Origin of the sequence: Paenibacillus sp. MER TA 81-3, assembly GCF_023713585.1 — a bacterium.
Classification (GTDB): Bacteria; Bacillota; Bacilli; order Paenibacillales; family Paenibacillaceae; genus Paenibacillus_B; species Paenibacillus_B profundus.
The window spans coordinates 28,181-43,515 of the sequence record NZ_JAMAWB010000013.1 but is presented as its reverse complement, the minus strand read 5'-3'; the positions used below and the strand labels follow the sequence as shown (position 1 = coordinate 43,515).

Here is a 15,335-nt window from a genome sequence, read left to right as displayed (position 1 = left end):
AACATGAGATCAGAAGCTCTTGGTTTGGTTGAAACAAAAGGTTTGGTAGGTTCTATCGAAGCAGCGGACGCTATGGTCAAAGCAGCAAATGTCACCCTGATTGGCAAAGAGATGGTAGGTGGAGGCCTTGTTACCGTAATGGTACGGGGCGATGTAGGTGCTGTGAAGGCAGCAACAGATGCTGGCGCCGCGGCCGCGAAGAATGTAGGGGAACTCGTGTCAGTGCATGTAATTCCTCGTCCCCACAGTGAAGTGGAGAACATCCTTCCGTCTACTAAGGCATAATTCAAAAAATTATTAAAACAAGCTTATGCTTCCGAAGCAAGTTTTGTTCGGTGAGCTAGCGCTTTATTCTCACAAAACTTTTAGGAGGAATATAACATGAAATCGGAAGCATTGGGGTTAATTGAAACAAAAGGTCTGGTAGGCTCTATCGAAGCAGCGGACGCTATGGTCAAAGCGGCAAATGTCACCTTGATCGGTAAAGAGATGGTAGGCGGAGGACTTGTTACGGTAATGGTACGAGGCGATGTAGGAGCAGTGAAAGCGGCAACGGACGCTGGTGCCGCAGCCGCACAGCGTGTAGGGGAACTGATATCCGTACATGTGATTCCTCGTCCTCACAGTGAAGTGGAAACCATTCTTCCCGCTGCGAAGCAATAATTTATATCATGTTCTGCAAAAGGCCAAAACTCGGTAAACCGGGTTTTGGCCTTTTATTTTTGTCTGAAAAAATCTGCATGTCGAAAGCTTGTCGAAGTGGTGTATTTCTATAATTAAGGCTTTGAGGAAGGGGATGTACTATTTTCAAACAGGTTGAAAATTGCTATAATAGAGATGATATATTGTGAAAAATTTAGCATGTAACATCTATTTTCCCGTTCATTTTCGGTGAAAGGGTGCAACGAGATTATGCTGAAAACCGATAGTCCGATCGCAAGCAAAGTATACGCACGATACAGCGGCATCCTGTCCCTTTCCAAGTTCTCGCTGCTGCTGCACGATAACAATGGAGACGTGTTGCTGGAGTTCAATCCGTCCCCTGATTTCTGCAGGCATATTTGTTGGGAGAATCCTACGCGGCCTTGCGCGGATTATTTGAAGCGCTTTAATACCGGCGAACAGGGGCGATTTGTTTGCTGTTACGGCTTGGAAAATATTTTGCTGCCCATTATGATCAAAGATGAGGTTGTTGGCTTCATATCGGGGATGCAAGCGTATTCCCAGGAGAGGGAATTTCATAAGTATCTGATTAATACGGCGGAATTGGCCGAAATAAAGGGGCTGGATTTGGAGGTTGTCGCGAAGGCGATATCGGCTTTTCCGACCATTGACAAGGATAAAGCAGATATTCATGAGCAGCTTTGCCATCATATCGCAAGGAATATTGCGCTCGACATCGCCGAAAGCGCGCAGGACAACACAGGGATTATCAATCGTCTGTCTGCGGAAAAGGAAATACTGGAGAAGAAAGTGATTGACTTAGAAGCAAAAAATATGTCTCTCGTCATCAATCCACATTTTCTGTTCAATACTTTGAATTCGATTGCCCGCATCGCCTATTTCGAACACTCCCATACGACGGAGGAATTGATCTATTGCCTGTCCGACCTGCTGCGATACAACGTGAAGCAGGATGATCAGCTTCATACCATCGCATCCGAAATGGATAACATTGAGAAGTATTTGTATATACAAAAGGCGCGTTTTAAGAACCGTCTGCAGTATGAAATCATTGTTCCTAATGAATTAAAGGCTTATCGCATTCCGAATATGGTGATTCAGCCTATTGTGGAAAATGCAGTAATTCATGGAATTACTCCTAAGCGGGATGGAGGAACCGTTCGTCTGATTGCCGAAAAGTACAGAAATGATATCACCATTTCTGTTATAGACAACGGTAACGGGTTCTCGCCGGAGGTACTAAAGCTCATTCATCAGCCGGACAGCAAGATCGGCGTGGGCTTCCGGAGTACCGATAGCCGTTTGAAGCGTTATTTCGGAGAAGAGTATGGGTTATCGATCGTGAAATCTGATTACAGCGGGAGCACTATTAACATCCGCATCCCCACCCAACCAATTGCGAGGTGATGCAATGAGCGTAGTAATGTTTGTTGAAGATGAACCGATAGAACAGGAATTTCTTCAATCCATCGCGCAGGAAATTCTGGGTGCTGAAGATAAGCTTCTTATTTGCGATACCGGTATGCAAGCGATTAAGCTCGCCAAGCAATATCGGCCGGATATTATTTTTATGGATATTATGCTGCCTGAAATGGATGGAATATCCTCGTTGCAGGAAATTCGCCGCTTTCTCCCTAACGCCTGCGTGACGATTTTGTCGGCCAGCTCGGATTTCTCCTATGCACAGGCGGCAATCAGTCTGCAGGTACACGAATATCTGCTTAAGCCGGTCAAGCCGGAAAAATTGCGGCAAATGATTCGCAAGGGGCTGGAGAAGGCCGCTCAATCAGAAGAAAGTGGTGCAACAGAAACGTATCAGATAGAATCAGCTCAAGAATGTCAGCGCTTTATTCAAGAAGCCGTCGATTATATTCAGCAGAATTACAAAGATAAGCTGACCCTGCAAATGGTGGCGAGTCATGTGTACATGAATGCCCAATATTTTAGCCGCATATTCAAAAGGGAGCTCGGCGTTACTTATACGGATTATGTGAACAAGCTCAAGATTGCACATGCCTGCAAGCTTCTTGAGACTACCGGGTATCCCGCCTATCGCATCTCCACAGAATGCGGCTTTACCGATCCGTCTTATTTCAACCGGGTATTCTACAAGCAAATGAATATGACGCCGAAGGAATACAAAAAAAGCGTTCTAGTTCGAGTTTAAAGAAAACGCTCTATAGATAGAATCAAGGAAACTTCCCCCGACTAAGTGTCGGGTGGGAGTTTTTTTATTTTACGATGTCGTCCTAAAAGTACGAAAAGTACCAGATTGGAGAAAAAAGTGATTCAAGAAGTCCAACAAGAGGTACGGTTAGTGACAGGCGCAATGGCCGCTTTGCTATACAATGAAGATACATCTACGAAGACAAATCTACTTAACAGAGGTGTATGGATGATGAAGGAAGCAGTGGCTTCGGCCGGCATGCTGAAACAAAAGATGAATAATCGTTTCCGAAGAAATGGAATCGCTTACGGACTGATTTCCGGGTTAACGTTCGGCCTTTACAGTACTGTTGTTGCCCTCGCCATGATGAAGGATCCCTTTCTGGGGGTCGTAGGAGCGTTTGCGGCGCCCATAGTGGCATCTGCGATTAATGATGCTTTGGCGGCGATCTGGCTTCTGATCTGGAACATAAAGAATGGGAAGGTCAAAGAAATCGGCCGCAGTCTGGTAACAATACCGGGGTTGATGGTCGCAATTGCCGCGGTGTTTGGCGGCCCGATCGCCAACGGGGCCTATCTGGTTGGGATTGATATGGCCGGAGCGGCGGCTATTCCCATATCGGCGCTGTGTCCGATGTTTGGGGCTATTTTCGCTCGAATGTTCCTGAAGCAGAAGATTGATAAACGGGTGGCCCTCGGCATGTTCATCTGTGTTATCGGGGCGGCGCTCATTTCCTATGTCAAGCCTGAAGGTGGAGTGGATAATTTCACACTAGGCATTATTTTTGCTCTGGTGGCCGCACTTGGCTGGGGACTGGAAGGCGTATTTGCCACTTTCGGGATGTCCATGCTTGATTCCAATATCGCCATTACCATTCGTGAGGGCGTTTCCGGAATCGTTTACATTGCCGTGCTGATCCCTATCTTCGGCGCGACGGATCTCTTTGCTTCCGCGCTTGGCTCCGTATCGCCTATGCTCATTATCGCGGCTGCGGCCCTGTTTACGGCAATCTCTTTCCTGACTTGGTATATGGCCAACAATATGGTTGGCGTAGCTGTCGGAATGTCGCTCAACATTACCTATGTGCTGTGGGGGGTTGTCTTTGCAGCTATCTTCCTCGGTAATGCGTTGACTCCTACGATAATTGCCGGTGCAATTATCATTACACTTGGAGCGCTTTTAGTTTCGATGAATCCAATGGATCTGTTCAAAAAGAAGGAGGCGTAAGCAAATGCCATTGTTGCCGATTCGCTCCCGGGTGCTGCTTTTCATGTCTACTGTGCAGCAGGCAAATATTGATGATGCGATGGAAGCTTTGAAAAGCGAATACGGTGGAGAACGTCAATTTACAAGAGCAAACTTTCTGGATCATATGCTGTCGTTGCAGGCAAACGGACTGATTGACGAGGTCCATTACGAGCTGGATGCTAACGGGGAATTATGTATGTACTATGCGATCAACGATGAGGGAATTCGTACGATCAATAAATATTTGCCTAAAAAGTGGACACAAAACTAAGAACATTCTTACACGACCTGGCCTAAGGCCGGGTTCAGATTGAAGTAGGCAAAGACTTAAGGCGGTAATAAGTTGTTTCAATCCCGTTCATTCCATCCAATTAAAATAAAAGGACCTGGAATACCCATGAGTGGTTTGAATTGGCCGAAATGCATTTTCGCCATCACCTGCAGCAGAAAGCAGAGCTCGAACAACTTCTGGAGAAAAATATCATTCCTAGTAGAGAGGGTGTATGTATGAAGCGCTTGGGATCTATGAATGTGGATGTCATTACACTGTTTGTTGAAGACTTTCAGAAGACGAAAATCTTCTATGAGGAAGTATTCGGATTTCAAGCCGTGTATGAAGACGAGGTCTCTTCAGTGTTTAACTTCGGGAATATGAGCGTGAACCTACTGGATATTTCCGAGTCACATGAATTGATGAAACCGGGAACAGTCGCAACACGTGAAGCCGGATACCGTTTCCTGCTCACCATTTGGGTCGATGACGTGGATACGATCTGTGATGAATTGAAAACACGCGGGGTGGCTTTACTAAACGGCCCGATCGATCGACCATGGGGAGTGCGAACAGCTTCCTTTCTCGATCCGGCAGGACATGCCTGGGAGATTGCAAAACAATTCGCATAGCAACAGAACTTCGATATCACTCGAACGGAACCCACTTGTCGGGGGATAAAAACATATAAAGCATGGCACACGCAATAATTGGGAGCAGCGATAGGCATATACCCCAATCTCTCGTTAAGGTAACGGGGAGGGAAGAGCTTAACGTTCGACCGAGGATCTTCGGAAGCATTCAAAATCTTATCCAGGTAAATTTTGATGTATATCAAATCATGAAATCAGTTAACCTGACAGTAAGACAATAAGTAGAAAAGATACTACGGTTGACCTGCTGCCAGGTGAATGAATCATTGATGAGGGGTGTTTCTGGATGACGAATCGTCGAACAAATCCGAAGGTTGATGAATTTTTGAGTAAAGCGAAAAAGTGGAAAGAAGAATATGTGCAGTTGAGAAATATCGTGCTTGATTGTGAGTTGACCGAAGAATTTAAGTGGATGCATCCTTGCTACACGTATGGGGACAAAAACATCGTACTTATCCATGGATTTAAAGATTATTGTGCGCTTCTGTTTCATAAAGGTGCGTTGTTAAAAGATCCACATGGGATCCTCATCCAACAAACAGAGAATGTACAGGCAGCGCGTCAAATTCGATTCACCAATGCTCAAGAAATCGCTAAAATGGAACCCATGCTGAAAGCTTACATTCATGAAGCCATTGAAGTAGAAAAGGCCGGTTTGGAAGTGAATTTTAAGGAGACGTCAGAATACAAGATTCCTGATGAATTTCAACATAAACTCGATGAAATTCCTGACTTGAAAACAGCCTTTGAAGCATTAACGCCAGGACGGCAAAGAGCATACATTCATTATTTTTCAGATGCGAAACAATCCAAAACTCGAGAGTCAAGGATAGAAAAATATATGCAGCACATTCTCGACGGAAAAGGATTAAATGATTAAGAAACACGTTGAAAATGATCAATGGACAAGAGGATCAACAAGAACATCCTTTTCGTAAAAACCGCGCATTTGGTCATAACCCTGTCAAGTAAACGCAAAATAAAAAGACACCTTTATGCTGCGACCGTTTTCCGATATTCTACCGGAGAACGGTCGTTTAATTTCTTCTGAAAGTGTTCGTGGTTGTAGAAGGAAACATATTACCCGAATATAGGTAATGTCGGTTACCAATTTACGCAAAGGGGTTTCTGCATGAAACTTTCGTTCAAGTCGATTCGGATGAACAACAGGTACCTGCTTGCCAAAATAACGACGTTTCTTCCGAATGACAGAGCGAATACCAAGTTCCTTCATAAGCCGATAAACAAGCTTATGGTTGGCATGAATCCCTTCGAGTTTCAAAGCAACCGTCATACGCAGATAGCCAAAGTACGGATGTAGTCGGTAAATGGCCATTATGTGTTCTTCTAGTAACTGCTCTTGCAACCTGATTTCTACACTTGTGAATTTCGACTTTGGCCGACCTTTACGGATAGTTTCTTGTTTAAATGGCTGGCCTGTCTTGTGTCGGTTTACCCATACAACTACTTGTGTCTTATTCCGAATACCGAGTTGCTTAGCCTCCTCACGGTATGACATGTTCTCCTCAGTTACCAACCGTACAGCCTCTATTTTTAATTCCTCGGTATAACTGTTATTCGTACGACCCGTTTTCCCCATAAAAAATCCCCTCCGTTCTCCAACGTTTAAGTCCATCTTACCAGATGTCTTTTTTACGTTGTCTACCGTGAGTAGACACACAAAATGGAGGGCATGGATGGGCAGAGAAATTTCTAATTGATACCGCCAAACTAAAGGAACAAAAAGATAATGTTGCGGAAATTGAGTTAGATAAGATAACACTAGACTACCCGTCTGAAAAATTGACCATAAGCATTAAATATGAAAATGATACGTGGCTGATGGCATCACCACTTGTTCAATAATAAACCAGCGGCAGTAAAGGACTTTATTTTCCAGTCCAAGACTGCCGCTATTTTTATTTTGAGCCAGTAAGTAGCACGAATTACGTACCCTTTACCGCGGTAAGCTTGATAATAACTTGCTATCGAAGATCATGAAAATTATCAGAGGAGAAGCGTGTGGGCCTGACGGATTTCAATTTGGACAAGATATATCACTTAGAAAACAGTTACATCGGGATCAGCTGTATTCGATTGTTTTGGAAATAGGAATCCTGTGGTGTAAGGTGAATATTGACCATGCAATCGAAAAGCTTTTTCAATCTCAACTGCAGCACGACGTGCATCTTCTGCGGTTTGCTTGCCAGTAACGATGTCGTTCATCAAGTTTAAAGCCATAAAATTCGCCGCTTCTTGATCGCATTTAGCTGTAGCTTCACCAGCCGTACGATCTGGATACAAGCTGCCATCAAACTGTGCTATGGAACCAAAAGATTGAACAGGGACTCTATAATCAATGGTTTGTGCTAAATAATCAAGATGGGGAGTCGGAGTGTTATGAGGCACTGTACGAAGATGAACAATCGTTCGCTTCCAAGGAGCATTGTTATACCACGTAATTTTTGTCATGCATGCATCATTTGGTAAACCATATTTATTGATTAACAAATAAACCGTATTTTTTGTTCCTCAGGCCAATTCGCTAAAATTCGATCTAAATACGGATGGATATGAGAATTCTGACGATGATATCTGCTCAATCCATTATGCATTTTTAATAAACCTCCCGCTAACAGATGTAATATTATATACTGGTCATCTATCCAGAGTTACAAGCTAATCAACACAAATTGCTGTTATATTCAAAGTGTTATGATTCATTTAGTAGACATCCTAACAGAAGGCATTGTCAAACAGTTTCCTGAAAAATTTTAAGTGAGCACAGACGCTGCAAAGCAGAGCTTTTTATAATCGCCCGAAAGGGTGGTTATAAAAAGCTTTTTTGTCGGTCGTAAAGTTATACTAAGAATTGCCCAAATCACACATCGGAATGCCCGACTTCTTGATATAGTGTCTCCAAATATAGCTGGACACTTCGAAGTTCATCTTTACCACTTAATGTAATGTCGTATAGGGAACCATCACTAGTTAGGTAACCTTCGCTTGTCAAATGATCCAGCTCTTGTTTAACATGCTCTGGACTAAATTGATAGCCGTGGCTGTTAATTTCGGGTTGGATCTGCTCAGGTGTAATTGCATTTTGATTTGCGTGATATAACAGGTGAATCCGTGTGAATGAGTTTTCGAAATCTGAATGCATGGCGAAGGATCTCCTTTTCATAAATGGGTTCTAATCACAGTTATGATTGTTTTTCAGCCTCCGCATTATGCACTCTTTTTTTGTTTTCCTCAAATGAGGACAGTTTTCAATTAGATTTGCCATCTGGACTTCGGATGGGATTTTTAGATAGAATAAAGAGTAGAAAATGTTGGAAGGAGTGACTTATCAATGCTAAACAAGGTGGTTATCAATTAGGTTCAGTTGTAGATTAATGATGAATTTTTGAAGGAAGGTGCATTAAGAGATTGCAAACTAAAGAAAATATCATGACTCATAACGATGTTGTTTCAATCTGGGATACCCATTTACTACCAGAAATAACGGAGTTGTTCGGATTAGAAGGCTATCAATTTCATCCTATTCCGGCACATGACGGAGGGCGGAATGTCGTATATACCTGTGAGAAAGAGGGAGCCGATGCTAAAATACTTAGAATCGCCTTCTTACCTGACAGGAAGCGGGAAGATTTCCTGGCCGAAGTGGAGTATATCAGGTATTTATTTGATCATGGCGGAAGTGTCTCGAATGTAGTCAGCTCCCAAAAGGGGAATCTGCTGGAAGAGATCACGCATAATAATCATACCTTTTATATCTGCCTATTCGAAAAGGCCAAGGGAAAATTGCTTGTGGAAAATCGTTATCGGTACCGGGAAGGAGTTCCTCTTTCCGAATATTTTTATAACTGCGGTAAAGTCCTGGGGAAACTGCACCACATATCGAAAGGATATAATCCTGTCCAACGCCGGTATAGTTTTTTTGATAAATACAATGCCGGATATATTAATAAACTGATACCCGACTCCCTCTCTCTGGTTAAGAAGAAGCTGGTAGAGCTCCTTAATACCTTAGAAGAATTGGACAGAAGCCACGAGACTTTCGGTATGATCCATTTTGATTATAACGATGGGAATTATTCGATAGATTTTGATACCGGGCAAATAACCGTATATGATTTCGATAATTCATGTTTCGGTTGGTATATGTTTGATCTGGCAAGTCTCTGGATAAGCGGAGTGGGCTGGGTACAATTTGAACCAGATGCCGCTAAACGTAAAAAGTTTATGGATGATTATTTTGAAATAGTCCTCGAGGGATACAGATCGGAGACCAAGATCGAAGATTCGATGTTGAACCAGGTGCCTTTATTTATTCAGGTGTGTGCCATGGAAAATATCGTCGACTACTTCGAGGTGATGCAGAACGCAGGTGAGGAACCGGAGTGTGACGAGGTACTGTCGTATCTCATAAAATGTTTGGAAGAAGATATCCCGTATAAGGGCTTTTTCCATGACATTTACTCTTGTGAAGAACCCTTTGAGTATGAGGGACGGAATATTTAGGCTTTGATTGTGGATTGCAAATGGCGAACAGCCGGCTCTTTGGGGCCGGCTGTTTTTTCGCTGAACAAACGGGCAAGTTTGCTCAATAAGCACCCGACGCAACTTCAGGATATTGCAATGAAATATCTGGTATGTTACTATTGCGCTAACACTAACGATAGGAGTGAAGAGGGTAATGTAAAATTTCTTGCTTACGATTAAAGAATAAAACAAGTTCTATTTGTGCTGTCTTATTCTTTATTGGCAAGAAAGTTACCTTATTCTTTTCACTCAATAAATAGATCCTTATCTGACTCTGCCTAGGGTTGGATTTGCTTTATTTTTTTGAGCTGTGAGAAAGGTCAACTTTCTTGCAGCTCTTTTTTATTTGTGAATTAAGGAGGTTTTTGGAATGTCATTGATCAAGGTAACGAACCTGACGTTTGCATATGACGGCAGCTACGACAACATCTTTGAGCATGTAAGTTTACAGATCGATACCAACTGGAAATTGGGCTTTACGGGGAGGAACGGCCGGGGCAAGACTACGTTTCTCAATCTGCTGCTCGGCAAGTATGAATACAGCGGAACGATTTCCTCTAATGTCAGTTTCGAGTATTTCCCGTTCCACGTTGAACACAAGGAAAACTATACATTCGATGTGGTAGCCGACATCTATCCGGACTACGAGCACTGGCAGCTCATGCGTGAGTTTTCGCTGCTGAAGTTATCAGAGGATGTGTTATACCGACCGTTCGACTCGTTGTCCAACGGAGAACAGACGAAGGTAATGCTGGCGGTTCTGTTTTTGAAGGAGAACAGCTTTTTGCTTATCGACGAGCCGACCAATCATCTGGATCTGCATGCTCGGAAGCTGGTGAGTGATTATTTGAACGGCAAGAGCGGTTTTATGTTGGTGTCACACGATCGGGCGTTCCTCGACAATTGTGTGGATCACATTATTTCGATCAATAAGACCAATATCGAAATCCAGAACGGAAACTTTTCAGACTGGTGGGAGAACAAACAAAGACAGGACAATTTCGAACTGGCCGAGAACGAGAAGCTGAGGAAGGACATTAAGAGGCTGTCCGAAGCGGCCAAGCGAACGAGCAACTGGTCGCACGAAGTAGAAAAAACGAAAAACGGCACCCGCAACTCCGGCTCCAAGGTCGACAAAGGATACATCGGACACAAGGCCGCCAAAATGATGAAGCGATCCAAATCGATCGAGCAAAGACAGCACTCCGCGATCGAGGAAAGATCCCAGCTTCTGAGAAACGTCGATAGCTCGGAAAGCCTGAAAATAGCGCAGATGACTTATCATAAACACCAATTGGTCGAGCTTGACCGCATTTCGATTCATTATGGAGAGAAGAACGTTTGCCGCGACATCAGCTTTACTATCGAGCAAGGGGATCGCATCGTGCTCTCCGGTCCGAACGGCTCCGGCAAATCCAGTTTACTCAAACTGATTTACGGCGAGGAGATTCCTTATTCTGGCGTGTTTCGAAAAGGGAGCCAGTTGAAAATTTCCTACGTTTCACAAGATACCTCGCAGTTGCGGGGCAATTTGTCGGAATTCGCCAGATCCAGCGAGGTTGACGAAAGCTTATTCAAAGCGATTTTGAGAAAACTCGATTTTTCGCGCTTGCAATTCGAAAAGGACATCGCTTCTTTTAGCGGCGGTCAGAAGAAGAAGGTTCTGATCGCTAAAAGCCTCTGCGAACGCGCTCATTTGCATGTTTGGGACGAACCGCTTAATTTTATCGACGTCATTTCCAGGATGCAAATCGAAGAACTGCTGCTGGAGCATTCGCCGACGATCCTTTTCGTGGAGCACGACAGCGAATTTTGCAAACATATCGCAACTAAAATTGTGGAACTGAAAGTTTAACACACTCTAGGAGGATGAAGACGATGATCATTGAGGTTGAGGTTGTAGATGATTATGTGAACCGGTTCCAACCGGCTGACTCGGTTCACAAAAAGATAAATCTGTTGCCGGAGGTTTACCAATCTATCGACAGATGCACGTAGCGATGATGTCCGCAAACGCGTCGTGTTTTTCCTGCGTAGTTGGCTAATGACGCATGAAAGCACCGGATGACGGTTGCTTTTCTTTGCATTTTCTCCGGCGGTAAGGAGAACACATGAAACCAACCTCTAAATATGAAACCATTAGACAAATCTTGTCCGACTTCAAGCAGCCTGCGTATCGGTATGGGCAATTGATGGACGCGATTTTCAATCAAAAAATTGCTGAATACGAACGGATCACGATACTTCCTAAAGTTTTGCGAGAATCGTTGGCCCAGAAGCTTGGTTCGCACGTCTCAAGCGTAATTCCAGTAAAGGAAATTACATCGCAGCAGGTCAGCAAGGTGCTGTTTGCCATCGAGGGTGGCGAACGAATAGAGGCCGTACGACTTACTTATGATCGGGGTTGGAAATCGTATTGTATTTCCACGCAGTGCGGCTGCGGGTTCGGGTGCCGCTTTTGTGCCACGGGTACCATGGGCCTGAAACGTAATCTGACCGCTGACGAAATTACCGACCAATTGCTTCACTTCCACTTGAACGGCCACGCCTTGGACAGCGTGTCCTTCATGGGCATGGGGGAGGCGCTCGCCAACCCGCACCTTTTCGATGCGCTGGCGATTTTGACCAACCCGCATCTCTTCGGTTTAGGACATCGAAGAATTACGATTTCCACCATCGGCCTGTTGCCAGGAATCGATAGGTTGACGCGGGAGTTTCCACAGGTCAATCTCACCTTCTCGATGCATTCGCCGTTCGACGATCAACGGAGCGAACTGATGCCGATCAATAAGCGGTTTCCGCTCCGCGACGTGCTGAATGCATTGGATCACCATATCCGACATACGGGGAGAAAGGTGTATATCGCGTATATTCTTCTTCGAGGGTTCAACGACTCGACGGAGCATGCGAGAGCGGTTGCCGCTCTGTTAAGGGGAAGGGGATCTTGGGAACATCTCTACCACGTGAACCTAATTCCCTACAATTCGACAGAAGTGACACCTCAAAGCTACTTGCCACCTGACCCCGAAATAATCAAAACGTTCGTTCAGACGTTAAAAATAAATGGTGTGAACGTTACGGTTCGAACTCAATTCGGATCGGACATTAATGCGGCATGTGGTCAGTTATACCGAGCTGGTTCTAAAATTAATGGTTAGGAGAGATATGGAATGAGTTCTTTGGTTCTCGATTTTCGGGAAATGAAAAATACACAGCTATTGTACGTTGGCGGAAAAGGGCTGAATTTAGGGGAGTTATCAAAAATTGAAGGAATACAAGTACCAGAAGGATTTTGTGTTACAACAGTGGGATATCAAAAAGTAATCGAGCAAAACGAAACGTACCATGCTTTGCTCAATCGACTAACTATGCTAAACGTAGAAGATCGAGATCAAATTGGTGAAATCAGCAGGAAGATTCGACAAATCATTTTGGAAGTAGAAATTCCTACAGATGTTGTGAAAGCAGTAACTCAATATCTCTCCCAGTTTGGCGAGGAACATGCTTATGCCGTGCGTTCTAGTGCGACTGCTGAAGATTTGCCATATGCCTCTTTTGCTGGTCAACAAGACACCTATTTAAATATTATCGGCAAAGAAGCCATCCTGCAGCATATCAGCAAATGTTGGGCCTCCCTATTTACGGATCGCGCAGTAATTTACCGTATGCAAAATGGATTCGACCACAGTCAAGTTTTTTTAGCTGTTATCGTTCAAAGGATGGTGTTCCCACAAACTTCGGGGATTTTATTTACCGCTGATCCGATTACTTCTAACCGAAAGGTGATATCAATCGATGCCAGTTTTGGACTTGGAGAAGCACTGGTCTCTGGCCTCGTATCTGCCGATTGTTATAAAGTACAGGAAGGGGAGATCGTCGATAAGAGGATCGCGGCCAAAAAATTGGCGGTCTATGGACGACAAGAAGGGGGAACAGAGATACAACAGGTCGATCCTGAGCAGCAAAAGACTCAAACCCTTACTGAGCAACAAATTTTACAACTAGCACGCATCGGAAGGCATATCGAAGCCTATTTTGGTTGCCCGCAAGATATCGAATGGTGTCTGGTTAATGATACCTTTTATATTGTCCAGAGTCGGCCAATCACGACGTTATACCCGATTCCTGAAGCGAATGATCAGGAAAATCGCGTTTATGTATCTGTCGGTCACCAACAAATGATGACCGATCCCATGAAACCGCTGGGATTGTCTTTTTTCCAGTTTACAAATCCAGCACCCATGCGTAAAGCCGGTGGTAGGTTGTTTGTTGATGTGACACCAATGCTGGCTAGCAGAGACAATACATTACATTACCTGGGACGAAACGATCCGCTTATCAAAGACGCATTGATGACCATAATGGAGCGAGATTTTATAAAAACGTTACCAGATGATAACACAGCACCAAGTCCGATCAAGAGCTATGCTGATACGATGCGTGAACTTGAAAACAATCCGTCAATCGTTCCTGATTTGATTAAGCGTAATCAAGCATCGATCGAAGAGTTGAAACAAAATATCCAAACGAAATCAGGATCGGATTTGTTTGATTTTATTCTTGAAGATCTCCAGCAATTAAAGCAGTTTGTATTTGATCCGCAAAGTTTAAGTGTGATTCTGGCTGTAATGGATGCTGCCACATGGATCAATGAAACCATGAACGAGTGGTTAGGTGAAAAACACGCAGCAGATACACTTTCTCAATCTGTACCGGGCAATATTACTTCGGAAATGGGACTGGCGCTATTGGATGTCGCAGATGTGATCCGTCCTTATCCGGAGATCATTGAGTATTTGCAATATGTCACAGATGAACACTTTTTGGATGAACTGCTTACGTTGGATGGCGGGCAGGAAACCCGAGACGCGATCGATGCTTATCTTGACAAATACGGAATGCGATGTGCCGGAGAAATCGATATGACGAGAACGCGCTGGAGCGAAAAACCAATTACACTTGTCCCGTTAATCCTTGGTAACATCAAAAACTTTGAGCCTAATGCTAGCCAGCGGAAATTTGAGCAAGGGCAGCAAGAAGCTTTGAAAAAAGAACAAGAGTTGTTAGAACGACTAAAGCAATTGCCTGATGGTGAACAAAAAGCGAAAGAAACTAAACAAGCGATCGACTTCATCCGGAATTACAGCGGATATCGAGAATATCCGAAATACGGCATGGTTCATCGCTACTTCATTTATAAACAGGCATTACTGAAAGAAGCCGAACAACTCGTACAAGCGGGCATCATTCATGAAAAAGAAGATATCTTTTATCTTACTTTGGAGGAACTTCACGAGATTGTACGCACTAATAAACTAGATTCCCAGATTATCAGCAAACGAAAAGACGAGTACAACTATTATGAGAAACTAACCCCACCACGTGTTATCACGTCTGATGGTGAAATCATTGCAGGGGAGTACAAACGAGAAAATCTCCCGTCTGAAGCATTAGTAGGTCTGCCCGTGTCTTCCGGAGTTATAGAGGGACGCGCACGTGTCATCTTGAACATGGAAGATGCTGATCTAGAAGATGGAGATATATTAGTCACCGCCTTTACGAATCCGAGCTGGACACCATTGTTTGTATCTATAAAAGGCCTTGTCACCGAAGTTGGCGGACTGATGACCCACGGAGCAGTTATCGCACGTGAATATGGCCTGCCTGCAGTTGTCGGAGTGGAGAGTGCCACCACCCGGATCAAAGATGGACAACGAATTCGCGTGCATGGAACAGAAGGTTATATCGAAATATTGTAATGGCTGAA

At 44.0% G+C, this 15,335-nt stretch carries 14 protein-coding genes and 1 pseudogene; 12 read left to right on the top strand and 3 right to left on the bottom strand.

The features are described from left to right. Positions 1-3 precede the first annotated feature (3 nt). From M3650_RS19045 to M3650_RS19010, 8 genes are all read left to right on the top strand, one after another. Positions 4-285 carry a BMC domain-containing protein gene (locus M3650_RS19045; RefSeq protein ID WP_251576951.1) on the top strand — a complete coding sequence of 94 codons (282 nt, stop codon included), beginning with the start codon at positions 4-6 and terminating at the stop codon, positions 283-285. A gap of 96 nt (positions 286-381) precedes the next feature. Further along, positions 382-663, top strand: coding sequence for an ethanolamine utilization microcompartment protein EutM (gene eutM / locus M3650_RS19040; protein ID WP_233699388.1), 282 nt, complete (start codon positions 382-384; stop codon positions 661-663). A gap of 249 nt (positions 664-912) precedes the next feature. After that, entirely contained in the window at positions 913-2,091 is a 1,179-nt protein-coding gene (locus tag M3650_RS19035; protein ID WP_251576950.1) for a histidine kinase, read from the top strand. A 4-nt stretch (positions 2,092-2,095) separates the two neighbouring features. Next, positions 2,096-2,851, top strand: a complete 756-nt coding sequence (locus M3650_RS19030) for a response regulator transcription factor (protein WP_251576949.1) — start codon at positions 2,096-2,098, stop codon at positions 2,849-2,851. 117 nt (positions 2,852-2,968) lie between these two features. Further along, positions 2,969-4,078 (top strand): DMT family transporter, encoded by a 1,110-nt coding sequence (locus M3650_RS19025; RefSeq protein WP_251576948.1) that lies wholly within the window; start codon positions 2,969-2,971, stop codon positions 4,076-4,078. 4 nt (positions 4,079-4,082) lie between these two features. Continuing rightward, the gene (locus tag M3650_RS19020; protein WP_251576947.1) at positions 4,083-4,370 is read left to right on the top strand and encodes a hypothetical protein; all 288 of its coding nucleotides are present in this window, start codon (positions 4,083-4,085) and stop codon (positions 4,368-4,370) included. 236 nt (positions 4,371-4,606) lie between these two features. Next, positions 4,607-5,002: a VOC family protein gene (locus tag M3650_RS19015; RefSeq protein ID WP_251576946.1), complete on the top strand. Its 396-nt coding sequence runs from the start codon at positions 4,607-4,609 to the stop codon at positions 5,000-5,002. Between the two features lie 307 nt (positions 5,003-5,309). After that, positions 5,310-5,903, top strand: a complete 594-nt coding sequence (locus M3650_RS19010) for a YdeI/OmpD-associated family protein (protein WP_251576945.1) — start codon at positions 5,310-5,312, stop codon at positions 5,901-5,903. Positions 5,904-6,104: 201 nt separating this feature from the next. Here M3650_RS19010 and M3650_RS33175 read toward each other — a convergent pair. From M3650_RS33175 to M3650_RS18995, 3 genes and pseudogenes are all read right to left on the bottom strand, one after another. After that, positions 6,105-6,434, bottom strand: a pseudogene (locus tag M3650_RS33175) (IS3 family transposase); the annotation flags it as partial. 650 nt (positions 6,435-7,084) lie between these two features. Next, positions 7,085-7,495 carry a hypothetical protein gene (locus M3650_RS19000; RefSeq protein ID WP_251576943.1) on the bottom strand — a complete coding sequence of 137 codons (411 nt, stop codon included), beginning with the start codon at positions 7,493-7,495 and terminating at the stop codon, positions 7,085-7,087. A 409-nt stretch (positions 7,496-7,904) separates the two neighbouring features. Continuing rightward, entirely contained in the window at positions 7,905-8,186 is a 282-nt protein-coding gene (locus tag M3650_RS18995; protein ID WP_251576942.1) for a hypothetical protein, read from the bottom strand. A gap of 287 nt (positions 8,187-8,473) precedes the next feature. On the opposite strand from M3650_RS18995, the gene M3650_RS18990 reads away from it, so the two are divergent. From M3650_RS18990 to ppsA, 4 genes are all read left to right on the top strand, one after another. Continuing rightward, the gene (locus tag M3650_RS18990) at positions 8,474-9,547 is read left to right on the top strand and encodes a phosphotransferase enzyme family protein (RefSeq protein WP_311295108.1); all 1,074 of its coding nucleotides are present in this window, start codon (positions 8,474-8,476) and stop codon (positions 9,545-9,547) included. 391 nt (positions 9,548-9,938) lie between these two features. Continuing rightward, positions 9,939-11,423: an Lsa family ABC-F type ribosomal protection protein gene (locus M3650_RS18985; RefSeq protein ID WP_251576940.1), complete on the top strand. Its 1,485-nt coding sequence runs from the start codon at positions 9,939-9,941 to the stop codon at positions 11,421-11,423. 256 nt (positions 11,424-11,679) lie between these two features. Further along, the gene (locus tag M3650_RS18980) at positions 11,680-12,726 is read left to right on the top strand and encodes a Cfr family 23S rRNA (adenine(2503)-C(8))-methyltransferase (protein ID WP_251576939.1); all 1,047 of its coding nucleotides are present in this window, start codon (positions 11,680-11,682) and stop codon (positions 12,724-12,726) included. Positions 12,727-12,738: 12 nt separating this feature from the next. After that, positions 12,739-15,327 (top strand): phosphoenolpyruvate synthase, encoded by a 2,589-nt coding sequence (gene ppsA, locus M3650_RS18975; RefSeq protein ID WP_251576938.1) that lies wholly within the window; start codon positions 12,739-12,741, stop codon positions 15,325-15,327. Positions 15,328-15,335: the final 8 nt, after the last annotated feature.